Annotated in this window: 26 protein-coding genes; 15 read left to right on the top strand and 11 right to left on the bottom strand. The window is 61.4% G+C overall.

Translation table 11 applies throughout. The features are described from left to right. The first annotated feature begins 243 nt into the window (after nt 1-243). The 4 genes from HX875_RS26935 to HX875_RS26920 are packed head-to-tail and all read left to right on the top strand — an operon-like array spanning nt 244 to nt 2,706. Nucleotides 244-549: a BufA1 family periplasmic bufferin-type metallophore gene (locus HX875_RS26935; RefSeq protein WP_010176692.1), complete on the top strand. Its 306-nt coding sequence runs from the start codon at nt 244-246 to the stop codon at nt 547-549. Between the two features lie 26 nt (nt 550-575). Then, nucleotides 576-1,451: an MNIO family bufferin maturase gene (gene bufB, locus HX875_RS26930; RefSeq protein ID WP_177047309.1), complete on the top strand. Its 876-nt coding sequence runs from the start codon at nt 576-578 to the stop codon at nt 1,449-1,451. Continuing rightward, nucleotides 1,448-2,224 carry an HvfC/BufC N-terminal domain-containing protein gene (locus HX875_RS26925; RefSeq protein ID WP_177047307.1) on the top strand — a complete coding sequence of 259 codons (777 nt, stop codon included), beginning with the start codon at nt 1,448-1,450 and terminating at the stop codon, nt 2,222-2,224. The genes bufB and HX875_RS26925 overlap by 4 nt, the downstream gene beginning before the upstream one ends. Continuing rightward, entirely contained in the window at nt 2,221-2,706 is a 486-nt protein-coding gene (locus tag HX875_RS26920) for a DoxX family protein (RefSeq protein WP_177047305.1), read from the top strand. Before HX875_RS26925 ends, HX875_RS26920 begins: the two co-directional genes overlap by 4 nt. On the opposite strand, the gene HX875_RS26915 is transcribed toward HX875_RS26920, so the two are convergent. Continuing rightward, a complete protein-coding gene (locus HX875_RS26915) occupies nt 2,703-3,611 on the bottom strand; it encodes a LysR family transcriptional regulator (protein ID WP_003211675.1) in 909 nt (302 codons plus the stop codon). The two genes, HX875_RS26920 and HX875_RS26915, sit on opposite strands and share 4 nt — an antisense overlap. A gap of 89 nt (nt 3,612-3,700) precedes the next feature. Between HX875_RS26915 and HX875_RS26910 the strand changes: the two genes are divergently transcribed. The 3 genes from HX875_RS26910 (at nt 3,701) to HX875_RS26900 (ending at nt 6,782) form a co-directional block, all read left to right on the top strand. After that, nucleotides 3,701-4,315, top strand: coding sequence for a short chain dehydrogenase (locus HX875_RS26910; RefSeq protein WP_256348179.1), 615 nt, complete (start codon nt 3,701-3,703; stop codon nt 4,313-4,315). A 74-nt stretch (nt 4,316-4,389) separates the two neighbouring features. After that, complete coding sequence (locus tag HX875_RS26905; protein ID WP_177047301.1) at nt 4,390-5,061, top strand: COG3650 family protein; 672 nt, start codon at nt 4,390-4,392, stop codon at nt 5,059-5,061. Nucleotides 5,062-5,168: 107 nt separating this feature from the next. After that, nucleotides 5,169-6,782 carry an NAD(P)/FAD-dependent oxidoreductase gene (locus HX875_RS26900; RefSeq protein ID WP_177047299.1) on the top strand — a complete coding sequence of 538 codons (1,614 nt, stop codon included), beginning with the start codon at nt 5,169-5,171 and terminating at the stop codon, nt 6,780-6,782. A gap of 85 nt (nt 6,783-6,867) precedes the next feature. Here the strand turns inward: HX875_RS26900 and HX875_RS26895 are convergent, their stop codons facing one another. After that, complete coding sequence (locus HX875_RS26895) at nt 6,868-7,965, bottom strand: PLP-dependent cysteine synthase family protein (protein WP_177047311.1); 1,098 nt, start codon at nt 7,963-7,965, stop codon at nt 6,868-6,870. A gap of 213 nt (nt 7,966-8,178) precedes the next feature. On the opposite strand from HX875_RS26895, the gene nhaA reads away from it, so the two are divergent. From nhaA to HX875_RS26880, 3 genes are all read left to right on the top strand, one after another. Beyond that, nucleotides 8,179-9,366 carry a Na+/H+ antiporter NhaA gene (gene nhaA / locus HX875_RS26890; RefSeq protein ID WP_177047298.1) on the top strand — a complete coding sequence of 396 codons (1,188 nt, stop codon included), beginning with the start codon at nt 8,179-8,181 and terminating at the stop codon, nt 9,364-9,366. 368 nt (nt 9,367-9,734) lie between these two features. Next, the gene (locus HX875_RS26885) at nt 9,735-10,379 is read left to right on the top strand and encodes an S-type pyocin domain-containing protein (RefSeq protein ID WP_371317266.1); all 645 of its coding nucleotides are present in this window, start codon (nt 9,735-9,737) and stop codon (nt 10,377-10,379) included. Then, nucleotides 10,376-10,711: a hypothetical protein gene (locus HX875_RS26880; protein WP_177047296.1), complete on the top strand. Its 336-nt coding sequence runs from the start codon at nt 10,376-10,378 to the stop codon at nt 10,709-10,711. The genes HX875_RS26885 and HX875_RS26880 overlap by 4 nt, the downstream gene beginning before the upstream one ends. A gap of 77 nt (nt 10,712-10,788) precedes the next feature. Here HX875_RS26880 and HX875_RS26875 read toward each other — a convergent pair whose 3' ends face one another. The 6 genes from HX875_RS26875 to dinG form a co-directional block, all read right to left on the bottom strand. Further along, a complete protein-coding gene (locus tag HX875_RS26875; protein ID WP_010176704.1) occupies nt 10,789-11,253 on the bottom strand; it encodes a glycine zipper 2TM domain-containing protein in 465 nt (154 codons plus the stop codon). Between the two features lie 281 nt (nt 11,254-11,534). Continuing rightward, nucleotides 11,535-12,182 carry a pyridoxamine 5'-phosphate oxidase gene (gene pdxH, locus HX875_RS26870; protein ID WP_177047294.1) on the bottom strand — a complete coding sequence of 216 codons (648 nt, stop codon included), beginning with the start codon at nt 12,180-12,182 and terminating at the stop codon, nt 11,535-11,537. A 27-nt stretch (nt 12,183-12,209) separates the two neighbouring features. After that, nucleotides 12,210-13,397, bottom strand: coding sequence for an OmpA family protein (locus HX875_RS26865; RefSeq protein WP_177047292.1), 1,188 nt, complete (start codon nt 13,395-13,397; stop codon nt 12,210-12,212). 142 nt (nt 13,398-13,539) lie between these two features. Then, complete coding sequence (locus HX875_RS26860) at nt 13,540-14,685, bottom strand: serine hydrolase domain-containing protein (protein WP_177047290.1); 1,146 nt, start codon at nt 14,683-14,685, stop codon at nt 13,540-13,542. 92 nt (nt 14,686-14,777) lie between these two features. Continuing rightward, on the bottom strand, nt 14,778-17,105 hold the full coding sequence (locus HX875_RS26855) for a beta-galactosidase (protein WP_177047288.1): 2,328 nt from the start codon (nt 17,103-17,105) through the stop codon (nt 14,778-14,780). Nucleotides 17,106-17,200: 95 nt separating this feature from the next. After that, entirely contained in the window at nt 17,201-19,345 is a 2,145-nt protein-coding gene (dinG, locus tag HX875_RS26850; RefSeq protein WP_008432096.1) for an ATP-dependent DNA helicase DinG, read from the bottom strand. A gap of 99 nt (nt 19,346-19,444) precedes the next feature. On the opposite strand from dinG, the gene HX875_RS26845 reads away from it, so the two are divergent. Next, complete coding sequence (locus HX875_RS26845) at nt 19,445-19,909, top strand: CopD family protein (RefSeq protein ID WP_177047287.1); 465 nt, start codon at nt 19,445-19,447, stop codon at nt 19,907-19,909. A 103-nt stretch (nt 19,910-20,012) separates the two neighbouring features. Here HX875_RS26845 and HX875_RS26840 read toward each other — a convergent pair whose 3' ends face one another. The 3 genes from HX875_RS26840 to HX875_RS26830 all read right to left on the bottom strand — a co-directional run bounded on the left by HX875_RS26840 (nt 20,013) and on the right by HX875_RS26830 (nt 21,882). Further along, nucleotides 20,013-20,771, bottom strand: coding sequence for a collagen-like protein (locus HX875_RS26840; RefSeq protein ID WP_177047285.1), 759 nt, complete (start codon nt 20,769-20,771; stop codon nt 20,013-20,015). Beyond that, nucleotides 20,764-21,057: a DUF1145 domain-containing protein gene (locus HX875_RS26835; protein ID WP_177047283.1), complete on the bottom strand. Its 294-nt coding sequence runs from the start codon at nt 21,055-21,057 to the stop codon at nt 20,764-20,766. The genes HX875_RS26840 and HX875_RS26835 overlap by 8 nt, the downstream gene beginning before the upstream one ends. A 129-nt stretch (nt 21,058-21,186) precedes the next feature. Further along, nucleotides 21,187-21,882, bottom strand: coding sequence for an OmpA family protein (locus HX875_RS26830; protein ID WP_010176713.1), 696 nt, complete (start codon nt 21,880-21,882; stop codon nt 21,187-21,189). Between the two features lie 180 nt (nt 21,883-22,062). On the opposite strand from HX875_RS26830, the gene HX875_RS26825 reads away from it, so the two are divergent. From HX875_RS26825 to HX875_RS26810, 4 genes are all read left to right on the top strand, one after another. Then, nucleotides 22,063-22,560, top strand: coding sequence for a DUF6231 family protein (locus tag HX875_RS26825; RefSeq protein WP_177047281.1), 498 nt, complete (start codon nt 22,063-22,065; stop codon nt 22,558-22,560). A 4-nt stretch (nt 22,561-22,564) separates the two neighbouring features. Further along, on the top strand, nt 22,565-23,035 hold the full coding sequence (locus tag HX875_RS26820; protein WP_177047279.1) for a YchJ family protein: 471 nt from the start codon (nt 22,565-22,567) through the stop codon (nt 23,033-23,035). Nucleotides 23,036-23,096: 61 nt separating this feature from the next. Next, a complete protein-coding gene (locus HX875_RS26815; protein ID WP_177047277.1) occupies nt 23,097-23,597 on the top strand; it encodes an LEA type 2 family protein in 501 nt (166 codons plus the stop codon). After that, nucleotides 23,594-23,794 carry an SEC-C metal-binding domain-containing protein gene (locus HX875_RS26810; RefSeq protein WP_053254769.1) on the top strand — a complete coding sequence of 67 codons (201 nt, stop codon included), beginning with the start codon at nt 23,594-23,596 and terminating at the stop codon, nt 23,792-23,794. Before HX875_RS26815 ends, HX875_RS26810 begins: the two co-directional genes overlap by 4 nt. Nucleotides 23,795-23,964 lie beyond the last annotated feature (170 nt).

Genomic DNA, 23,964 nt, shown 5'->3' with positions numbered 1-23,964 from the left:
GTGCGCATGGCTTACCTGGGCGGTTGATGCCGACTCTGTAGGAGCTGGCTTGCCTGCGATGCTGACGCCTCGGTGTACCTGAAACACCGAGGCGTCAGCATCGCAGGCAAGCCAGCTCCCACATTTGTTTTGCGAAACCAGAAATTATTTTCCCCAGGTTTGTAACGAATCCCTTCCCCCTTTCTCTAGTGGTGTAAGCAGGCGAACATGCTTGCCAACTCAACCCACTGCTGGAGATACACCATGACTACCAAAACCCGCTCGCTGTCCGCCGCTACCCTCGTCCTGGCCCTGGGTTCGGCCCTGAGCCTGTCCGCCCTGACCACCACCGCCCACGCCGCCGATGACATGCAGAAATGCTTCGGTGTCGCCGAAGCCGGCAAGAACGATTGCGCTGCAGGCGCTGGCACCACTTGCGCCGGCACCTCGAAAGTCAAGGATCAGGCCAACGCCTGGAAACTGGTCCCGGCCGGTACCTGCCTGAAAACCCCAAGCGCCACCTCGCCAACCGGTTTCGGCCAGGAAGCGGCCTTCACCGCCAAGTCCTGAAACCCTGCGCAGCCTGAGTACTGACGATGACGCTCTCACGCACCCCCTCCATCTCCCAGGCTCAGGCGCCCGGCCTCCCACGTCGGGCCGGGCTGGGACTCAAGAACGAGCACTTCAGTGAAGTGCTCGAGACTTCCCCCGACATCGGTTTTTTTGAAGTCCACGCCGAAAACTACATGGTGGCCGGCGGGCCTTTCCATCATTACCTGGGATTGATCCGCGAGCAGTACCCGCTGTCGCTGCACGGCGTGGGCCTGTCCATCGGCGGCGAAGGTCCGCTGAACAGCGAGCACCTGACGCGCCTTGCGACGCTGATCGAACGCTATCAACCCCACTCCTTTTCCGAACACCTGGCCTGGTCCAGCCACGGCCCGGTGTTTCTCAATGATTTGCTGCCCCTGGCGTATGACGATGAAACCCTGAAGCGGGTGTGCGAGCACATCGACCAGGTGCAAACCCGTCTGCAGCGGCCAATGCTGCTGGAGAATCCGTCGACCTACCTGCAGTTCCAGAGCTCCACCCTGGAAGAGACCGACTTCATCAGTGAAGTGATCCGCCGCACCGGCTGCGGGCTGCTGCTGGACGTGAACAATGTGTATGTGTCGTGCATCAACCATCAGCAAGACCCGCTGAAATACATCGATGCCTTGCCGCTGCACGCCGTGGGCGAGATTCATCTGGCAGGTTTTGCCGAAGACACCGACAGCCTCGGTGACCGGCTGCTGATTGATGATCACGGCGCGCCGATCGACAACGCGGTATGGCAGCTGTATCAGCACGTGCTCACACGCACCGGGCCGGTGGCCACGCTGATCGAGCGCGACAACCAGGTGCCGGCCTTCAGCGTGCTGCACGCCGAAGCGCGCCAGGCCGAGCGGTATCTGCTGGAGGCGCGCACATGAGCCGCCAGGAGGCATTTGCCAGCGCCCTGTTGTCGGCAGACGAAACGTGCCCGCCAGGTGTGTTCAGCCGCAACGGCGCCGACCCGGCCAGCCGTTTTGCGGTGTATCGCAACAATGTTCACAGCTCCCTGATCAACGCCCTGGCCGCCGGCTACCCGGTGACCCTGCAGTTGGTGGGCGATGAGTTTTTTCGCGCGATGGCCGGCGTGTATGTCCAGGAGTTCCCGCCCACAAGCCCGCTGATCAATGAGTACGGCGGCGACCTGGCCGACTTCATCCAGGGCTTCGCCCCCGCCGCCAGCGTGCCGTACCTGGCTGACGTGGCTCGCCTGGAGCGGCTGCGGGTCAGGGCCTATCACGCGGCAGACGCTACGCCACTGGATCAGCAGGAAGTCATCGCCACCCTGCAACAGCAGTCGGACCTGAGCGATCTGCGCCTGCAACTGCATCCGTCATTGGCCACCCTGAACTCGGCCTATGCCGTCGTAGCTTTATGGGCCGCACACCAGACGGACGAATCCCTCGCCACCCTCGACCCCTTCCACGCCCAAAGCGCGCTGGTGCTGCGCAACGGCCTGGACGTTCAGGTATTTCACATCGACAGCGGCTCGGCAGCGTTTATCAACAGCCTGAACAACGGCTGGCCGCTGGGGATGGCCATGGCCTACGCCCTCGATGCCGCCGCCGAATTTGACCTGCACTCATGCCTGGCCCTGCTGATCGGCCATGGCGCCATCACCCACTTGCACACAGAACAAAAGGTATCGCCATGAACACCACCGCCCCCGGCCTGATCCAACGGATCATTCAGCTCTTCGAGAAAATCCCCTACAGCCTGATCGCCTTCGTCGCACGCTTCTCCATTGCAGCGGTGTTCTGGAAATCCGGCCAGACCAAGGTTGAAGGCTTCGCCGTGGACCTGATCGGTGGCACCTTCCAACTGGGCTGGCCGCACTTGGCGCCGTCTACACTGCCGCTGTTTCGCAGCGAGTACCACGTGCCGCTGCTGTCGCCCGAAGTAGCGGCGCACATGGCCGCGTTCGCTGAACACTTTTTCCCGGTGCTGATCCTGGTGGGGTTTGCCACGCGCTTCTCGGCACTGGCGTTGCTGGGCATGACGTTGACCATCCAGCTGTTCGTCTACCCGGAAGCCTACCCGACCCACGGCACCTGGATCGCGCTGCTGTTGCTGTTGATGGCCAAGGGGCCGGGCAGCTTCGCCCTTGATCACCTGATCGCCCGGCGCTACCGCTAAAGGCGATCCAGGGCTTCGCCGCTGCGCTTGAACCAGCCCACCAGATAATCCGCCAATACCTGGGTGCGCCGTGGCAGCCCGCCCTGGTACGGATGGACCAGGTACATCGGCATGCTGCGGGTCTGATAATCCCGCAGGAGCCAGCGCAGGCGACCGTCAGCCAATTCCGCGTGCAGCACGTAGGATGGCAAACGTGCGATGCCCGCCCCCACCAGCGCAGCCTTCTTCAACAAGTTGTAATGATTGGAGGCAAAGGTCCCGGAAACGCGAACCCGCAACAGCTCATGTTGCTGGTGGTACAGCCACTCTTCACGACCGCTGTAGTGGCTGTTCAGTAAACAGTTGTGGCCCACCAGCTCAGCCGGTGTCAGCGGCTCGCCGTGCTGCTCCAGGTACGCCGGGCTGGCGCAGGTCATCTCATGCCAGGCCAGCAACGGCTTGGCCACCAATCGCTCGTCATTCGCGACTTCCGAGCGCACCGCCAGGTCGAAGCCGTCCCGTGCCAGGTCTCGATACTGGTTGTTGAGTTCCAGCTCGATCTGCACCTGCGGGTACTCCCGGGAAAACTCCAGCAACAGACCGTCGAAGAAGGTTTCCCCAAGGGAAACCGGAACCGTCATACGCACCGGGCCGACCAGGTCGTCCTTGAGCCTGGCCAATGCCTGACGCGCCCGCTCCACCTGGACCACCAGCGCCTGAGCCTGTGGCAACAGCGCCGCGCCCGCCGCCGTGAGACTCAAACGGCGGGTGGTTCGATGCAGCAACACCACCGAAAACTGTGCCTCCAACTGGCTGATGCGCTTGGACAGTTGCCCCTTGCTGCAGCCCAATTGCTGGGCCGCCAGGGTAAAGCTGCCGGCTTCGATCAACACCGCAAACGCCGCCAGGTCATCCATTTCGCTCATGGATTGTTTCCATTTGAAAACCAAAGGTTGCCTATTAGTGCACTTATCCTCAGGAAAAATCACTCTAGACTGAAATCTCACCTACATATCTGGAGGAAGGCACGATGAAAATCCTGTTGATTGGCGCAAGCGGCACCGTGGGCTCGGCGGTCAAGGCAGAGCTGTCACAACGTCATGAAGTGATCAGCATCGGTCGCAAAAGCGGCGACTTTCAGGTCGATATCAGCGACAGCGCCTCGATCCGCAAACTGTTCGAGCAAACCGGCAAGTTCGACGCACTGGTCTGCGCCGCCGGCAGCGTCAACTTCGTGCCCTTGGGCGAGATGAGCGAGGCCGACTTTGACCTGGGCCTGCAGGACAAGTTGATGGGCCAGGTGAACCTGCTGTTGATTGGCCGTGAGTTCGCCAACGACGGCGCGTCGTTCACCTTCACCAGCGGCATTCTCAACCGCGACCCGATTCGTACCGGCGCCTCGGCAGCCCTGGTCAACGGCGCGCTGGATGCCTTCGTAAAAGCCGCAGCCATTGAGCTGCCGCGCGGCCTGCGCATCAACTCGGTCAGCCCTACGGTGCTGCTGGAAGCCATGGGCAGCTATGCACCGTACTTCCGTGGGTACAAACCCGCTCCGGGTGCAGAAGTGGCGCTGGCCTACGCTAAAAGCGTGGAAGGCCTACAGACCGGGCAGACGTTTATCGTTGGTTGATTCAACCTGTGTCCCGGGCTTGTGATGCACCGCCAGCCTGCGTAACGTGGCGGCACTTATCAGGAGACCCGATAATGCGTGCCGCCCGTACCCTAGTTTTATTTGCCCTGTTGCCCTTGTTCTCCGCCTGCCAGATGTTCGACAGCGAGCCGGCCAAGCCCTCTCTCGCCGGGCTGACCCGCATGCAGGGTGAGCTGACGGCTCAGGGTGACAAACTGCTGTTCCAGCCCTGCAACGACAAACGCAACTACGTGGTCAACGACACCGGCGGCACCAGCATCCTGCAGGAGGCCGCTTCTCTTGCCGGCCAGCAGGGCGCGCTGTTTGCCGACATACGCGGCAAGTTCTCCGGCGTCGCCAGCGGCACTGAAGGCAAGGTGGACCTGCAACAGGTGTATCGCGTCGAGCGCTCGACCTCAGCCTGCGATGACCCCGACTTCAAGCGCATGATCCTGCGGGCCAACGGCCACAAGCCGGCCTGGGCCATGAACGTCACCGCCAAGGGCATGGTGCTGGAACGCGAAGGCCAGCCGCCATTGGCCGTACCTTATGTGGAAGAGCAATCAGGCGACGGACGGTTCAACCTGATGACCGAAGCCAATAACCAGCACATCGAACTGTGGGTGGCCCCGCAGCGCTGTGTCGACAGCGCCAGCGGCAGCCTGCAACACATGTCTGCCGAGCTGCGGGTCAATGGCCAGGTGCAGCGCGGTTGCGCGTCGTTCGGCGGTTCGCGGGACGACTGATTGCCCGCTGCGCTGTTTTAACATGACGGGAAACCGCAGTTGGGGCTTATAATCGCCGGTTTGCAAAACAGCCGGCCTCTTTGCCCGCCGCCTACCGGATTTCTGTCATGTTACGAATCACCGAACTCAAGCTGCCCATCGACCATCCCGTAGAAGACCTGCGGCCTGCCATCGTGCAGCGCCTGGGCATCGCCAGTGATGACCTGCTCGATTTCACCCTGTTCAAACGCAGCTACGACGCCCGCAAAAAGTCGTCGGAGCTGTGCTTCATCTACACCATCGATTTGCAAGCCAAAGGCGAGGCGGCCTTGCTGCTCAAGTTCGCCGACGACCGCAACGTCAACCCGGCACCGGACATCAGCTACAAAGTCGTGGGGCATGCGCCGGAAGGCCTGACCGAGCGGCCGATTGTGGTGGGTTTTGGCCCGTGCGGGATCTTCGCCGGGCTGTTGCTGGCACAGATGGGCTTCAAGCCGATCATCCTTGAACGCGGCCGCGAAGTGCGCCAGCGCACCAAGGACACCTGGGGCCTATGGCGCAAAAACGTGCTGAACCCGGAATCCAACGTGCAATTTGGTGAAGGCGGCGCCGGCACGTTCTCCGACGGCAAGCTCTACAGCCAGATCAAGGACCCGAAATTCCACGGCCGCAAGGTGCTGCACGAGTTCGTCAAGGCCGGCGCGCCGGACGAAATCCTCTACGTCAGCAAGCCGCACATCGGTACATTCCGCCTGACCGGCGTCGTGGAAAACATGCGCCAGCAGATCATCGCCCTGGGCGGTGAAGTGCGTTTCGAGCAGCGGGTCACCGACGTGCTGATCGAAGACGGCCAGTTGAACGGCGTGGTGGTGGATGGCGGGGAACAGATCCTCTCCAAACACGTGATCCTGGCCCTCGGCCACAGCGCCCGTGACACCTTCCGCATGCTCCACGGCCGTGGCGTGTACATGGAAGCCAAGCCGTTCTCGGTGGGCTTCCGTATCGAACACCCGCAATCGCTGATCGACGCCGCGCGCCTGGGCAAGTATGCCGGCCACCCGAAACTCGGCGCGGCTGATTACAAGCTGGTGCACCACGCCAAGAACGGTCGTTCGGTGTACAGCTTCTGCATGTGCCCGGGCGGCACCGTAGTCGCAGCGACGTCCGAGCCGAACCGCGTAGTGACCAACGGCATGAGCCAATACTCGCGTAACGAGCGCAACGCCAACTCCGGGATCGTGGTGGGCATCACCCCGGAAGTGGATTACCCGGGCGGCCCGCTGGCCGGCATCGAGTTGCAGGAGCGCCTGGAATCCCACGCGTTCATCCTCGGTGGCAGCAACTACGAAGCGCCGGCGCAACTGGTCGGTGATTTCATTGCCGGCAAGCCGTCCACCGCCATCGGTACGGTGGAGCCGTCCTACAAGCCCGGCGTGGCCTTGGGCGACTTGGCCCTGGCGTTGCCGGACTTTGCCATCGAAGCCATTCGCGAGGCACTGCCGGCGTTCGAGAAGCAGATCAAGGGCTACTCGCTGCATGATGCGGTGCTGACCGGAATCGAGACCCGCACTTCGTCGCCGCTGCGGATTACCCGTAACGAGTCGATGCAGAGCCTGAACGTGAAGGGTTTGTTCCCGGCGGGTGAAGGTGCCGGTTATGCCGGTGGGATTTTGTCGGCGGGTGTCGACGGAATTCGGATTGCCGAGGCGTTGGCGCGGAATATGTTGGGTATCGAGACCTGACCTAAAACCTTGTAGGAGCCGGCTTGCCGGCGATGGCGTCCTCAAGATCGCCATCGCCGGCAAGCCGGCTCCTACAGTGGGTGTTTCAGATATTGGCGCGCAACACGCTGTCCGGCAGCACTTCTCCCCGCTCGACACTGGCTGCAACGGCCGCAATCAAACCCTCCAGCTCATACCCCTGCCCTGCCAGCCAGGCCTGATCGTAATAAGTCGTGGCATAGCGCTCACCCCCGTCGCACAAGATCGCCACGATCGAGCCCGACTCCCCCGCCGCCTTCATCTGCTGCGCCGCAATCAATGCACCGATCAGGTTGGTGCCGCTGGAACCGCCCACTCGCCGCCCCAAGCGCTGTGCCAGGTAATGCATGGCGGCCAGGGACAGCGCATCCGGCACCTTGACCATTGCATCAATCACCTTGGGCAAGAACGACGCCTCAACCCGAGGCCGGCCAATGCCCTCGATACGCGAGCCACACTCCAGGCGCAGGCTGGTGTCGCCGCTCAGGTAATAGTCAAAAAACACCGAACGCTCCGCGTCCGCGCACAACACCCGGGTGCAGTGCTGGCGATAACGCACATAACGCCCCAGCGTTGCCGTGGTGCCGCCCGTGCCGGGGCTGGAAATCAGCCAGCTCGGCTCCGGGTAACGTTCAAAGCGCAACTGCTGAAAGATCGATTCGGCGATGTTGTTGTTGGCCCGCCAGTCGGTGGCGCGCTCGGCGTAGGTGAACTGGTCCATGAAGTGCCCGCCACTTTCCTGCGCCAGGCGTTCGGATTCGGCGTAGATCTGCGTCGGATCCTGTACCAGGTGGCTCTTGCCACCATAGAACGCGATCTGCGCAATCTTCTCCTGGGAGGTGGTGGCCGGCATCACCGCAATAAACGGCACGCCCAGCAGACGGGCGAAGTACGCCTCGGAAATCGCCGTGGATCCGCTGGATGCCTCGATCACCGGCGCACCGGGCTTGAGCCAGCCATTGCACAACGCATAAAGGAACAACGAACGTGCCAACCGGTGTTTCAGGCTGCCGGTGGGATGACTGGACTCATCCTTGAAATACAACTCGATACCCGGCAAACCCGGCAACGGCAAGGGAATCAGGTGGGTGTCGGCGCTGCGCTGGAAGTCCGCTTCAATAATGCGAATGGCTTCGCGGGCCCATTGGCGATTGTCGCTCATGATCGGTTTCTCAAAGGATTTCAGACCTGATCTTAGGATGTTTCCTACACTCCACACAGATACAGTCATGACTCAATTGGACACACAATTTCCGGGGTTTGCCGTGGGACTCATCAGGCCAATCTCTTATAACAAATAAGAATATAACTTTTGTTTTAACAACTAACGGTACGGGTTAGGGTACCCACCTATTGAACTTTGATTGGAGAGCATCCCTTGCCTCTGCGTAGCACTTTCACCCGTTTCTTCCAGCTGGAAGCCGCCAGCGGTCTGCTCCTGATCGCTGCTGCCGCTTTGGCGCTGATCATCAACAACTCACCGTTGTCGCACCTTTACGCGAGTTTTCTCGACGTGCCGGTGGTCGCACAAATTGGCGCGCTGAAAATCGCCAAGCCGGCGCTGCTATGGATCAACGATGGCCTGATGGCCCTGTTCTTCCTGCTGATCGGCCTTGAAGTAAAACGCGAGTTGCTCGACGGCCAACTGTCCAAGCCCTCGCAAGTCGTACTGCCCGGCGCGGCAGCCATCGGCGGCATGGTGGTGCCGGCGCTGATCTACTGGGCGCTGAACAAGGACAACCCGGCAGCCCTCGGCGGCTGGGCAATTCCCATGGCCACCGATATCGCCTTCGCCCTGGGCGTATTGGCCTTGCTGGGCAAGCGTGTGCCGGTGTCGCTGAAGCTGTTCCTGATGACCCTGGCCATCATTGACGACCTTGGCGCGATCATCGTCATTGCCCTCTTCTACTCCGCCGACCTGTCCGGGGCCTCATTGGCTGGTGCAGCAGCGTGCCTGATCGCGTTGATTGCGATGAACCGGCTCGGTGTCGTCAAGCTGGGGCCCTACATGATCGTCGGGCTGATCCTGTGGGTCTGCGTGCTCAAGAGTGGTGTGCACGCCACGCTGGCCGGGGTGACCTTGGCGTTCTGCATCCCGTTGCGCACCAAAAATGCCGAACCTTCGCCGCTGCTCACCCTGGAACACGCGCTGCACCCTTGGGTGGCCTACGCGATCCTGCCGCTGTTCGCCTTTGCGAATGCCGGCGTCTCGCTGGCGGGCGTCAACCTCCAAAGCTTCACCCACCACGTGCCAATGGGCATCGCCGCCGGCCTGCTGCTGGGCAAGACCGTTGGCGTGCTGGGCTTCACCTGGGTGATGGTAAAAACCGGCCTCGCCGCGCTGCCCGCCGGCGCCAACTGGGGGCAAGTGCTGGGCGTGGCAATCCTGTGCGGCATCGGCTTCACCATGAGCCTGTTTGTTGGCTCACTGGCGTTTTTACCGGGCAGCAGTGAATACGCGGGTATGGACCGGATGGGCATCCTGACCGGGTCCATATTGGCAGCGTTGATCGGGTATGCGGTGACGGCGATGGCCAGTCGCAAGCAGGTGCTCGTTCAGGCGTAATCGCTTTTTGGAGCCGGACTGCCGGCTCCAACCTCCTCTCGGCCCATTCGGCGCCATCTCACAGAACCGTCCTACAGCCACCCTCCGCTGCTTGCCATAACGTCGTGCTCCCGACTCCACCGTCGGACGTCGTTAGCCAACACGCCAGGAGGGCACGATGGCAAACAACAAGGACATACCCCAAGTCTGGCGATGCTACGGGACCGGCACGGGGGGCTACCGAAAGCTCGAGAACATGAACGAGCGCGAGCTGGCTGATCGAGAGGCCAGGCAGCGAGCCTACGAAGCCATGCTTGCCCGACAGGAGGCCTACGAGGCCAGACGCAAAGTGGAGTCGCCGCCAACGCCACTGCCCAGTGGTTGGATGCGTGTTCGCAAAGTCCTGCAACCTGCCCGACGCCCTCATCGACTACAACAATCCGTCCGGTTACATACCGCTTGATCGCATAGGGGACTATGGCGAACACATGCTGCTTGGTGGCCGTGAAACCGACAGTGAGGGGCTGCTGCCACTCAAGAAGGTCAGCGGCAGCGCCCTCCCGGCCGGGCTCGGAACATTGGCACTGGGCGGTTCCGCGATCGGCGGGGCATCAAGCGTCGCAGCCGGTGCTGGAACAGTCGCCGCAGGCCTGATGCTTGGGATTGCAGCACTTATCTGGCCCTCCAGCTTGGGCGACAGCGCCCTCTACAGCGACCGTCAACTGCGCTCAATGCCACGCGCGCGAACACGAGTTCGCTTGCACGTCGAGCAACTTGCTGACGGGACTCTTAAGGGATACGCCTTTTACACAGGGGAAAACCGCGACTGGGAGATGGTTGATGTCGTGCAGTTTGCGCTGCGCGGCACACGACAGGTAGCGGACTTGGGCGACGGCGTCGAGCTGATCTGGACGCCTGCCATCGATCCCGCTGCCACCCTCGGTATGAGTGAATTAAGACAAGAGATGAAAAACGCTTTAATAAAAGCGAACAAAACAGATCGAAAAGGAAAAATTCTAGGAGCTGAAAAATGAGTTTGCGTTATCACGACCCGTCTTTGAGCCACGATGAAGCTATAAGCCTTCTAGCCACCAACGACCTAAACAAGATCACAGAAGCCCTGATATCCATTGGCCTCAACGAGACAGACGCTACGTGGGCACAAGAAACCTGCCTCCGGTATGTGAGTAATGACGACGAGGACATCGCGTCAGCTGCCATCATTGCGATAGGCCACATCGCGCGGCGCTTCGGTCAGCTGGACATGGCGAAAATTTCGCCAGCACTGCAACAAGCAAAAACAAAATCACCGTTTCTGAGTGGTGCCGTCCAAGACACGCTTGACGATATCCAGATGTTTACCTGAGCCCGCAAGACATACGCCCAACAAAAAACCCCAACCAGTCACCCGGTTGGGGTTTTTCTTTGCCTGCAACCTTACTCTTAACGAGTAACGCGGCTGGTCCCGTTCACGGTCATGATGCGAACGCGGTCGCCGATACGGAAGACTTCGTTCGGGTCAACGGCCTGGACGTAGGCGCGCATGCTGCCATCGTCTTCACGGACGGTAACTTCCACACCCTGGGTGCGGGTCAGGCCCTCTTCTGCAGCAGAACCCAGCAGGCCACCGGCGACGGCACCGATCACGCCGGTGACGATACTGCCACGGCCCCCACCGATAGCGCTGCCACCAACACCACCAACCACTGCGCCAGCCACGCCGCCGATTGGGGTCTTGGTGCCTTCGATTTTCACCGGACGCAGGGATTCGATGGTGCCCATGCGTACAGTTTGCACGCGACGTGCTTCGTCACGGGAGTACGAGTCGCCGGTCAGACTCGAGGCGCAGCCACCCAGCAGCAACGACAGGGTGGTAAAGCAGGCAACCAGTAAAACAGACTTACGCATAGCATCAACTCCAAAGGACAGGTATTCATTAAACCGCTGCGGCTTGCTGCCTGTCACGCCATGCCGGGCAGAAAATTGGTTTCATTCAGCCTTAGTACAGTCTGCCTGTACCGAAAAACTCGACGAACGGTATAAACCTCACCGTCATCAACATCTTCGTGGACTGTTTCATCATTGTAGCGAATGGCTGCAAAACGCGGCGCAGCGCTACACCTTCAAAGCCTCTGACTAGAGACTCCGGCGTGCAGCGCTACATTCAGGCGAGGTGACGAAAGGTGGGCTCAGGGCGCCAGACGCTCACGGGTCCAGTCGGCACCCTGCAAGCGGTAGTTCAAGCGGTCGTGCAAACGACTCGCGCGGCCTTGCCAGAACTCGATGCGCTCCGGCAGCAGGCGATATCCACCCCAATGCTCGGGGCAGTCCGGTTGGGTATCACTGAAGCGTTGTTCGGTGGCCTTGAGCAGGTCCTGCAATTCTTCGCGGTCCCGGATCACCTGGCTTTGCGGTGAAGCCCAGGCACCCAGGCGGCTGCCCAGGGGACGGACCTGGAAGTAAGCATCCGACTCCTCGGGCGTGACCTTGACCACACGACCTTCGATGCGTACCTGACGTTCCAGGGTCGGCCAGAAGAAGGTCATGGCGGCAAACGGGCGCGTCGCGAGCTGTTCGCCCTTGGCGCTCTGATAGTTGGTGAAGAAGGTAAAGCCCTGTGTATCCAGCCCTTTGAGCAGCAGGATCCGGCAATGGGGGCGCCCGTCCTGGTCGACCGTTGCCAGGGTCATGGCATTGGCCTCCACCGGTGGCTGCTCGGTTTTCACCGCGTCACTGAACCACTGGTGGAACAAGGCAAACGGTTCGTCCGGGGCCTGGGCCTCGCTCAAACCGTCCCGTGTGTAGTCACGGCGCATATCGGCCAGTGCCTGGGTCATGCGGCTTTATCCTTCTGGCTCAAATAATCAGTTTTTTGCCTGGTCGTTCGAAGCGGCTGGAGCGGCGGCCTTGGCTGGGGCCGGTTTCTTGGCGGCTGGCTTGGCCGGGGCCTTCTTGGCAGCCGGTTTGGCGGCGGCTTTCTTGGCGACCGGTTTTTTCGCCGGGGCAGCTTTTTTGACCGGAGCAGCCGCTGGAGCAGGAACGTCCTGCACAGCAACCATTTCAGCCTTCGGCGGGTTGGCCGAGTTGTACTTGCTCAGCAGGGCCAGCATGGTGGTGCGCTGGGTGAACATGATTTCCATGCGACGGTTCAGGGCACGGCCCTGGGTGCTGTCGTTGGCGGCACGCGGCATCAGGTCGCCCATGCCACGCAGCATCAGGCGGTCCTGCTTCAGGCCGCTGAGGCTGAAGATCGAGGCGATGGACTGCGCACGCTCCTTGGTCAGGGCCTGGCTTACCGGCTCGGCACCCGAGGTATCGACGTGGCCCAGTACCAGTACGGCGGTTTTCGGATCGCCTTCAACGGCCTTGGCAACGCGGGTGAATGGACCCAGGGTCACCGGCAGCAACATCGCCGGGCGTTTCGGGTTGTAGGAGCCGTCGACCGGGGCAATCACGACCAATACGTTGTCACGACGCTCCAGTTGCAGGTTGCTGTCCTTGATTGCGGTACGCAGGCGCGGCTCGTAATCGTCCAGCCAGGCCTGGGTGATCTTTGGATCAGGCATCGGGATATTGGCAACGTCGACCTTGGCCAACGGTTTTGGCTTGCTTTCGAACGGCCACCACCACTTGGTATCGGTATCTGTCTTGGCAACGGCAGGGGCAGCAGCTGGCGCGGCAGCCGGTGCGCCGGTCGCAGGCGTTGCCGCCTTGAGGTCGGCTTTCAGGTCAGCCTTGGCATCGTCGGCTTTCGACGAGAACGGCCACCAGCTGGAGCCGGTATCCGCCTTGGCAACCGGTGCCGGTGCTGGCGCAGGTGCCGGTGCCGGTGCCGGTGCCGCAGCGGCAGGTGCTACCGGCGCAGGCGCCTTGGCAACCACGGCCGGTTTGGCATCCGGTTTGGTGTCGGCTTGGCTCACTGCGTCCTTGGTAGCAGCCTTATCGGAGCCAAATGACCACCAATGCCCACCTTCGGCATCATTTTGTGGGGTTTGTGCACAGCCAGTAATAGTGAGGCATAGCGCCAGTGCCAAGGACTTGTTCGATAACATGAGATATCCACAAAATGAGAAAAAATCAGGGGCCTGAATGACCCGTTAAACAGACGCTTCTGGAACATTAAAGTTACAACATTTCGCCTAGCGTCTTTTTGTAGGTGTCTTTGTAACAAAAAAACGCCGAACAGCAAGCTATTTACAGACAACCGGCCAATATTCTTACCAACTTTTGCGCCCGTGGGTCCATAAGTACATAAGGCCCCAATGTATTGGTCACAAAACCAAAGGCTACATCATGTTCCGGGTCGGCAAAACCCACCGAACCCCCTGCCCCGGGATGCCCAAAGGCCCGTGGGCCAAGGCCGAACGTAGCGTTTGGCACCTGCGGCTGATCCAACATGCAGCCCAGGCCAAAGCGGGTTTGTGTCAATAAGGTTTTATCCGGGCCGATACTGTGTTCGCGGGTCAATTCTTCAAGCATATCGGCTTCCAGCAAACTACCGTCGAGCAGTCCACTATAAAAACCCGCGAGACTTCGCGCATTACCGTGACCATTTGCCGCTGGCTGCTGCATACGCCGCCATTCGGGTTTATTAGTGCTGGTCAGAATAGACGGTGGGTTGGTAAATGCACGGGTAGTCATCGCCATCGGCTCGCGCATCGTTACTTGAAGTAAACGTTGTGCCGCTTCATCGCCTACATTGCCCTTGCCCCGGGCTATATGGGCAACACGATAAAACTCTTCGTCGGCCAGGCCCACATGAAAGTCCAGGCCCAACGGCCGTGCAACCCGGGCCACGATGGACTCGCCCGGCCCACGACCGTCAGCACGACGGAGCAATTCGCCCACCAGCCAGCCGTAGGTAATCGCCGCATAGCCATGGCCTTCCCCGAGTTTCCACCACGGCGCTTCGCCCGCGAGGGCGTCGACCATCATCTGCCAGTCGTACAGGGCTTCGGCGGGCAGCGTTTCACGCAGGGCCGGCAACCCGGCCTGATGGCAGAGCAGATGGCGCAGGGTGATGGCTTCTTTGCCGGCGGCAGCGAACTCCGGCCAGTATCGGGCGACCGGCGCATCCAGCTGCAGCTTGCCTTCGGCTACCAGTTGCAGCGCCGTGACGGCAGTGAACGTCTTGGTGCAGGAGAACAGGTTGGCGATGGTATCGCTGTGCCAGGCCTCGGCACCGTCCTTGTCGGCGGTACCGGCCCACAGGTCGACGACGGTTTCGCCACCGATCTGGATGCACAGCGCGGCGCCACGCTCCTGAGGGTCGTCGAACAGCGCGGCAAAGGCTTCACGCACCGCTTCGAATTGAAGCTCGTAATGACCCTGAATCTGCACCTAAACCCCCTCGGAAAAGTACCGCAAAAAGTGGCCGACATTGTTCCAGCCATTGAGTGTTTTGTGAACCCGCACTCGTCGATCAGGCCCCATCAATGACCCTTGCCCGAGTGTCCGCCGGCATGCTCTGCCCCAGGCCCAGCCGCGTTGCCCTCATGCCCCGGTTTACCGCCTTCACCGGTGTGGACCGCGCTGGACACCTTGGCCTTTTCGGCCTCCTTGCCCAACTGGTCGACCGCCGCCAGGTTACTTTTGCGAACACTGTCAACAAAGCCCTGGAACGGCACATCGGTGATGCCCACCAGGCCGAAGTGGCCGTTTTCGCCGTCCAGCAGACGACCGGTTACCGGCTGGTCCAGGTACTGGAACCAATGCACGCCGACAATCGACGGCTCGGCCATGGCCTGCTTGAGGAAGTTGGCGTAGGCAGCCCCGCGATCCTCTTCCCTGGCCAACTGCGTTACGCCACCCCAGAACGGGCCACGGTCCGCCGAGCCAAAGTTGAATTCGGTGATCAGCACCGGCTTGTCCAACTCGCGCAGTGCCGCGAAATCGTAGCCATCCTGAGGTTTGAGGGTGTACATGTTGAAACTCAGTACATCGCAATATTGCGCGCAGGACGCCACGGCTTCCGGGGTGCTGACAGCGTAACGCCCACCCAGCAACAACTGGTTGGGCGCATGCCATTTCAGCGAATCGGAGATGGTCTTGAAGTACGCATCGGCGAAGGTCTTCTGGAAGTATTTGAAGTCTGCTTCGATTTCCGGGTGCTCGGGGTTCGGCATGGGCGGCACGAAGCCCGGGTCTTCCATCAACTCCCAGGCCGGCAGGTCAATGCCCCAGGCTTTGGACAGGCCGGCCTGGTTGCGGTACTTGTCCCGCAGTTGCTTGAGAAATGCGCGCTTGGCCGGAACGTCGGTGGTCATGCGCAACGTGCCGTAGGCCAGGGCGTAGCGGGACTTCGGATCATCACCGGGACCGGCCCAGGCCAGTTCGTTGTCGGCAAAGAAACCGATCAGCCACGGGTCATCGCGATGGTCACGGGCGGCAATCGCCACCGCACGTTCGGTGGCCATGGCGAAGCGCGGGTCGAACGGATCGGGCATGCCGCCCCACCAATCGGTGCCGGTGCTGATGCTCGCGTAATCGCCGACGATCGACAGCGGCAAGGTGTAAGGCACGCGGTCAGCGGTGGCCAACTGCGGCGCACTCCAGTTGCCCACGGTGTTGAAACCCCAGGCTTGCAGGCGATCCAGCGCATGGGTCACCCAACGTTTCTGGTCGAAGCCTTCCGGGGCGCAAGGCGCTGGCGGCACACAGGGTTGAGCAAACGTGCGCTGCAGGTTGGCGCCGTAAAAATCGTACCAGCGCCCGACATTAAAGCTGCGGCCCTGATCGGCACCATTGCCGCCACGGTTATCGCCGCTGCCGTAGTACTTATCAAAGGGCTCACCAGCCTTGGGCAGCGCGGCAAACATCCATTCGCGGCCGGCGACGTAGGTCTGGCTGTTGTCCGGGGCCACGGTGTTGACGCCCAGGGAGTAGAACGGATGGCCTTCCGGAGTCACCAGGTACCAGCGCCCGTCGCGCTTCTCGGTGCGGAAAAAGCCGCTGGCGTCAAAGGCCGGGCCCTTGTTCCAGCCGCCGAATTTGTCCAGGGAAGCCTTGTCGCGCTCGGCCAGCCAGCCCTTGAGCTGTTGCTGTTCCTTGACCGCCGCGACCCTCAACTGGTCGTCGCTGCTGACTTTTTCCGGCCACCTGGCGCGGGTGGACTGCCCGTAGGCATCCACCAGGTCGCTGTAGGTGGCCTTGAGCACCGGCTCGATGTCCTGCACGCCGAAGCGCTCCAGCAAGATGCTTTGGGCGACATTGGGTTTGATCATCGACAGGGTTACCGACACGATCTGGCTGCGATCGATCTCCCCTTCGCTGCTGGCCAGCAACACGCGCTGGCCGTCGACGGTGATCGGCATCGGCGGGCCGGCCTTCATGCCCTGGCTCAGCGGCGAGTTGGCTTGCAGCGGAATCAGCAGCGTCTGCGCCGGGCCGGCCGGCAGGTCGATACGACTGAACAGCGTCCGGCCGTCATTGCTCTGCACCTTGACGTACAGGGTCAACGCCCAGTCCATCGCACTCTGGATGCGCAAGCTCATGGCACCGGATTGCGACCAGTCCCAGGCGCCGGTTTGCGGGCTGAGTACCAGGCTCGGCTCGGCCGCCGGGTTGAAGGTAATACGGCGCAGCACCTCGCCTTCAGGGGTTTGTTCGGCGTTGTATTGCGGCAGGCTGGCGTCCTGGGTCGCTACCTTGACCACATCGGCGGGCCGTACAAAGTTGAACAACGTTTGTTGCCCCGCAGGCGCAGCCAGCAAGGGCGCGGCAAACAACAAGGCAAAAACAGCGGGCAGCGTGCGAATCATGTGAACAAGGTTCTCCCAAACGGCCGGTGACTGGCCTGATGACGTGAAGCAATGGTGAGATAGACCACGAAGTGGGCGATTTCGCCCACCGAGTCTTAAGAAATTTCCCGCCGAAACGGCGGCAAAGCATTCAGGATAGCTTTGCCGTAGCGCTGGGTGACCAGGCGCCGGTCAAGCAAGGTGATGGTGCCGCGATCTTCTTCGGTACGCAGCAGGCGTCCGCAGGCCTGGACCAGCTTCAGGGAAGCGTCCGGCACCGAGATTTCCATGAACGGATTGCCGCCCCGGGCCTCGATCCACTCGGCCAGCGCGGCCTCCACCGGATCATCCGGCACCGAGAACGGGATCTTGGCGATCACCACGTGTTCACAGTAGGCGCCCGGCAAATCCACACCCTCGGCAAAACTCGCCAGGCCGAACAGCACGCTGGAATCGCCGCCATCCACCCGCGCCTTGTGCTTGTTCAGGGTTTCCTGTTTCGACAGGTTGCCCTGGATAAACACCTGCTTGCGCCAGTCACGGTCGAGGCCGTCGAACACGTCCTGCATCTGTTTGCGGGACGAGAACAGCACCAGAGTGCCCCGGGAGCCTTCCACCAGCGACGGCAGGTCGCGGATGATCGCCGCCGTGTGGGCCGGCGCATCCCGCGGGTCGGCCTTGAGGTCCGGCACCCGCAGCACACCGGCGTCGGCATGATGGAACGGGCTCGGCACCACGGCGGTGACGGCCTTTTTCGGCAACCCGGCGCGCATGCGGAAGCGGTCGAAGGTGCCGAGGGCCGTCAGCGTAGCCGAGGTGACCAGGGCGCCGTAGGCCACGTTCCACAGGTTACGCCGGAGCATTTCCGCCGCCAGGATCGGGCTGGCGTTGACCTCGATATCGAACAGCGCACCGCTTTCCGACAAGGTCAGCCAACGGGCCATGGGCGGGTTGTCTTCCGGGTCTTCGACGGTAAAGGCAGTCCACAGCTCCCAGTTGCCCTGGGAGCGGGACAGCAGGCTGCCAAACAGCGGGTACCATTCTTCGGCCTGGTTGCTGGCGATGCCGATGTTGACCTCGCCGTCCATGCCTTCCTTGAGCAGGTCGGTGAGGCGGGTGAACAGGTCGGTCAGGCGCGAAAAGCCCTTCTTCAGCTCGACACCCATCTCGCGCATGTGCTCGGGAATCAGCCCGCCGACGAAACGATGACGCGGCCGCTCGCGGCCTTCCACGTCTTCGCCGGGTTTGAAGTCTGCCACCTGTTCGCAGGCGCTGAACATGAATTGCTGCTGGGTCTTGATTTCCCGCGCCAGCTCCGGCACCTGCTCGATCAACTTGCCCAGGTCGCCCGGCAACGGATGCTGGGCGAGCAACTTGGTGAGGTTCTTGGCAGTGGTTTCCAGCCAGTCGGCGGTAGAGCGCAGACGCGTGTAGTGGGCAAAGTGGCCGATGGCCTTGTCGGGCAGGTGATGGCCTTCGTCGAACACGTAGAGTGTGTCGCGCGGGTCGGGCAATACGGCGCCGCCGCCGAGGGCCAGGTCGGCGAGGACCATGTCATGGTTGGTGACAATAACGTCGACCTTGCCCATGCCTTCGCGGGCCTTGTAGAAGGCGCACTGGCCGAAGTTGGGGCAATGACGGTTGGTGCACTGGCTGTGATCGGTGGTCAGGCGCGCCCAGTCGGCGTCTTCCAGGGCGTTGGGCCAACTGTCGCGGTCGCCGTCCCATTTATTGCCCGCCAGTTTCTCGATCATGCTGGTAAACAGCTTCTGACTGACCTCATCGACTTCGATCTTGAAGCCTTCTTCTTCGAACAGCGAGGCCGTGGCGGTTTGCGCGTGGCCTTCCTGCAACAAGACGTCGAGCTTGGACAGGCACATGTAGCGCCCACGGCCCTTGGCCAGGGCGAAGGTGAAATTCAGGCCGCTGTTGCGCATCAGGTCGGGCAGGTCTTTGTAGACAATCTGCTCTTGCAGGGCGACGGTGGCGGTGGCAATCACCAGGCGCTTGCCGGCCGCCTTGGCGGTAGGGATCGCCGCCAGGCTGTAAGCCACGGTTTTCCCGGTACCGGTGCCGGCCTCGACGGCCACCACCGCAGGGTCGCCACTGCGCCGGCCTTCGTCGTCGGTGTCGATATCCCCGAGGACCTTGGCTACTTCGGCGATCATCAGGCGCTGGCCGTACCGCGGTTTCAAGCTCTTGGCTTCGAGAAAACGCGAGTAGGCGCCCTGGATCGTGGTTTTGAGTTCAGTGCTGATCATGGATAGTCGGGCGCAAAAAACGCTGGATAAATTTTCAGTGGTTCGGATCGGCCGCTATCATACCCCGCTAATTAATCCCGCGCAGAACGGAGTACCTCAATGACCGTGTTTAGCCTTGCTTATACCCTGCATGTACTGGCCGCCCTGATCTGGGTCGGCGGTATGTTTTTCGCCTGGATGATCCTGCGCCCCGCCGCCATGGCCGCGCTGGACGGGCCTGCCCGGCTGAAACTCTGGGTAAATGTGTTTCAACGTTTTTTTGTGTGGGTCTGGGTCGCGGTGCTGGTGTTACCGATCAGCGGTGTCGGCCTGCTGCAACTGCGCTTCAACGGGTTCGAGACTGCGCCGCGCTATGTGCAGATCATGATGGGTTTGTATGTGGTGATGACAGCGCTGTTTATCCGGATCCAGGCGTTGAAGCTGCCGGAGTTGCGCACGGCGGTGGCGGCTGAGGATTGGCCGGCCGGGGCGGCGGCGTTGGGGCAGATTCGTAAGCTGGTGGGGATTAACTTGATTGTGGGGTTGGTGCTGGTGGCGATTGCTTCGGCTCGGCCGATGTTCTGAGGCGTCCTTTCGGGCCTCATCGCGGGCAAGCCCGGCTCCCACATTTGGAAAGCATTTCCCTGTGGGAGCCGAGCTTGCCCGCGATGAGGCCGGTACTGGCGACTTACAATCTCTGGACGGTCACAGCGCCCGCAGGCCCCGCTGGCCCCGGCTGGCCTTCCAACCCGGCCCGGCCCTTCTCGCCGCCATCGGCGCGGTACACCAGGCAACCCTTGGACTGCCCGCCCTTACCCGGCTTACCCGCCGTGCCCGCCAAGCCACCGGCACCGCCGTCCACCCAAACCTTGATCTTTTCCCCCGGGAAGTCCTGTGGCAACTCGACCCGAACCTGCGCACCCGCCGCACCCGGCAGCCCGTCGCCACCGTTGTCGCCATTGGCGCCGCGCCCGGCCGAGCCCCAGGTGCAACCCGGGTCTTCGCCGTTGGCACCGTCCAGCCCGGCATACCCTTGGGCACCGGCACCGCCACGGGCATCCACCGACAACTCATCCGCCGTCAGCGAGTTAATGCGCAAGATCAAATCGCGCCCAGCCTTGGCCGGACGCTCATGGGTACCTGGCGCACCCCGGGAGGTGATCTGGCTGCCATGCTCCAGCTGCGCCTGGCGCACCTGCAATTGCAGTGCGGTGCTGCCGGGCACAATGGCGATCCGCGCTTCGCGGCCCAGGTGCAGCTCATCCACCGTTACCTGGGTGATATTGGCAGGAATCAGCAAGGTGCCGTAATCCGCCACATCCAGCCGCTCCAGCTGCAAAACGCCGCTGCTGTTGGGCAGGCGCATCAACGAGTTGGTCTCGACGCTGACGCTCTGGGCCAGGGCAATGGGGCTGACCAACAGGGCCAACAGAAAAACCTTACGCATGATTGGCCTCCTTGTTTACATCATTAGCCGGTGTCGGCGTCGAAAAGCTCTGCACATGGAACATACCCACCAGCAGGATCTGCAAGCGGTCACGCCAGGGATGGGCACGGTTTTTCACACTGCCGTTGAACAACAGCAGTTCAAGAAGATGGGTCAACAACAACAGGCTGCCGGCCAGACTGACCAACAGGTGGAACGGGTTGATCAGCGGCGAGAACAGATTGACCACCACCACGACCCAGAACAGCAACGTCAAAAACTTCCCCAGCCCCCAAAACACCTTCATCCCGCACGCTCCCCTTGCACATTATTCTTTGGGCGCACAGTAACGACTTCTACAGGCGTTGTGCCAGTGAAGGTTAAAAAAATTGATGAAGGGCCCCCTGTGGGATCCCACAGGGGGCTTGAGGGTGTGTCAGCGGTTGATCTGGATTTCCACGCGGCGGTTTAGCGCGCGGCCGTCAGCGGTTTTGTTATCCGCCACCGGATGGCTTTCACCGGCGCCGGTCACCGAGACAAAACTGCTGCGCGGGATGCCGGAACTGACCAGGTAGTCGGTCACCGAATGAGCGCGTCGTTCAGAGAGTTTTTGGTTGTAGGCGTCTTTACCGACGCTGTCTGTGTGCCCGCTGACCCGCAGTTGCGCGCTGGGGGCCTCTTTTTTCAGACGGGTCGCGATGGTGTCGAGCTTGGTTTTGTCGGCGGCGGTCAGCTTGGCCGAGTCGAACTCGAAGTGCACGTCACGAATCACGATGGTTTCTTCCTTGACCACCACGACTTCTTCTTGAACCACCGCTACCGGCACGGGTGGGCAGCCATTGGCATCGACCTGCACCCCTTTAGGCGTGCCTGGGCACTTGTCGCGACTGTCCGGCACACCGTCGCCGTCTTCGTCACCATCGCCATGCACCCAGCAATAGGCGCCAGCCATGCCGCCGATCAGCAACGCGCCATAGCCCGCATAGGCTGAGCTTTCGGTGGCGCCAATGGCAGCACCCGTCACACCGCCTACTGCGGCACACGTGGGCCAGTCGGTTTTTTGCAAGCCTGCGCAACCTGTCAATACTCCGGTTAGCAGAACCAAGGGTAGAGCTGTCCGCATGATGCTCATCTGACTTTCTCCTGAGGGGATCGGCGGGGGCCGACGAGTGGAGTAAAGACGGCTCTTTTCATCTGCGCCAGCGTGTCACACCCCTGTATTCATTGGGCCGGGCTGTTTATTCTCGCCGCCCGCTCTAGGCCCGCACGCTCAGGCAGGCTAGTCTCTACGGTCCTGATGTGAGGATCTTCGATGACCGCCGGTATTTCTGCCCGTACACCCCAGCAAGCGCTCGCCGCGCTGCTTGATCTACACGCGCCCAAACGCCTGCTTTTATTGGGTGCCAGCCAGTTCCCGGCGCTGGATGCGTTCAAGGAGGCACACCCGGATACCGTGGTGTCCTTTGCCGAGCCCGGCGCCTTGCCCGCCGACCTCGCGGCCCAGCGTTTCGACCTGGCGCTGGTGGTCGACTGCCTGGAACACCTGTCAAAACCTGCGGGCCTGACCCTGCTCGGCGGCATCCGCAACCTCAATGCCAGCCGCATTGCAGTGCTGGTGGACCTCGCCGCCTGCCACTGGAAAGACACCGACTTCTTCTCCCTGGCCCTGCAAGCCAGCGAGCGTTTCCAGCGTGACGATCAGGTTTTGACGCTGTTTACCTATGATCTGCTTGACTATAAACAGGTGCCGGATTGGCTGAACGCCCGCTTCTGGGCCAATCCGCAAAACTTCGGAAAGTATTGGTGGTAACCCGATGAGTACATCCATTTGCCCTTGCGGCAGCGGCAACCTGCTGGATGCCTGCTGCGGCCACTATCACGCTGGCCACCCGGCGCCCTGCGCCGAAGCCTTGATGCGCTCGCGCTACAGCGCCTATGTGCTGGGCCTGGTGGACTACCTGGTGGCAACCACCCTGCCTGCGCAACAATCCGGGCTGGACACGACTGCCATCGGTGCCTGGAGCGCCCAAAGCACCTGGCTGGGCCTGACGGTGGAAAGCTCCGAGGTGTTCGGCGGCCAGCCGGAACATGCCTTCGTGACCTTCACCGCCCGCTGGCACGACAGCACTGGCGAACACAGCCACCGCGAGCGCTCGTCATTCGTACAGAACAATGAACACTGGTACTTCATCGACCCGACGGTAGACGTGAAGGCCGGACGCAATGACGCCTGCCTGTGCGGAAGCGGGCAGAAATTCAAGAAGTGCTGTTCCAGCTACCTCTGACATTCATTGATACCCAGTAGGCTCACGCTTGCTATGCTGACTCTTCATACGGAGTAACGGCATGGTTTCTCAGGCGCGGGTATCCAGGACTTACAGCCTTCTGCTGGCATTGATGCTAGGGCTTTCCGGCTGCGCGTCCTGGTTCGCCGACGATGCCCCCGCCCCCGAAGTGCGCCTGGTGAAGGTTGACCCCGTGCGGGTCAAATTGCTGGAGCAGAAGTTCAAGTTGTACTTTCGCGTGGATAACCGCGACGACAACGATTTGACCGTGCGCGGCCTGGTGTACAAGGTCAGCCTGGGCACGATGGTGCTGACCGAAGGCGAGTCCAACGAATGGCTGACCGTGCCGCCCCACAGCCACGCTTTCTTCCGGATTTCGGTGCGTACCAACCTGTGGCCACAAATCCGCGATGTGGTCGATATGTTGAAAAATCCACGGGAGCCCGTGCCCTATCGTCTTGAAGGCGAGTTGAAAACCGGTTTATTTATCGGGAACGACGTGCAGGTGCTGCGCAATGGCGAGATAATCCCCGGCGATTTTATTCCGGAGCGACATCGATGACTCAGCAACCCCATGTCCATGGTCCTGACTGCAACCACGATCACGATCACCATGATCACGACCACGGCCATGTCCACGGCCCGAACTGCGGCCACGCTCACCAGGAGCCGGTGCGCAACACCTTGAAGGACGTGGGTCGTAATGATCCTTGCCCGTGCGGCAGCGCGAAGAAATTCAAGAAGTGCCACGGGGCTTGATGCCTGTGCGATAAGCACCTTTTTGTGATGAGGGACTTGTTGTGGCAAAGGGGCTTGCTGTGGCGAGGGAGCTTGCTCCCGCTGGGCTGCGCAGCGGCCCCAAAAAAAGCGGGAGCGCTGCGCACTCCAGCGGGAGCAAGCTCCCTCGCCACAGCAAGCCCCCTTACCAC

Origin of the sequence: Pseudomonas yamanorum (assembly GCF_013386765.1) — a bacterium.
Classification (GTDB): domain Bacteria; phylum Pseudomonadota; class Gammaproteobacteria; order Pseudomonadales; family Pseudomonadaceae; genus Aquipseudomonas; species Aquipseudomonas yamanorum_A.
The sequence above is the reverse complement of the archived record's forward strand: the minus strand, read 5'-3'. Positions and strand labels throughout refer to the sequence as shown.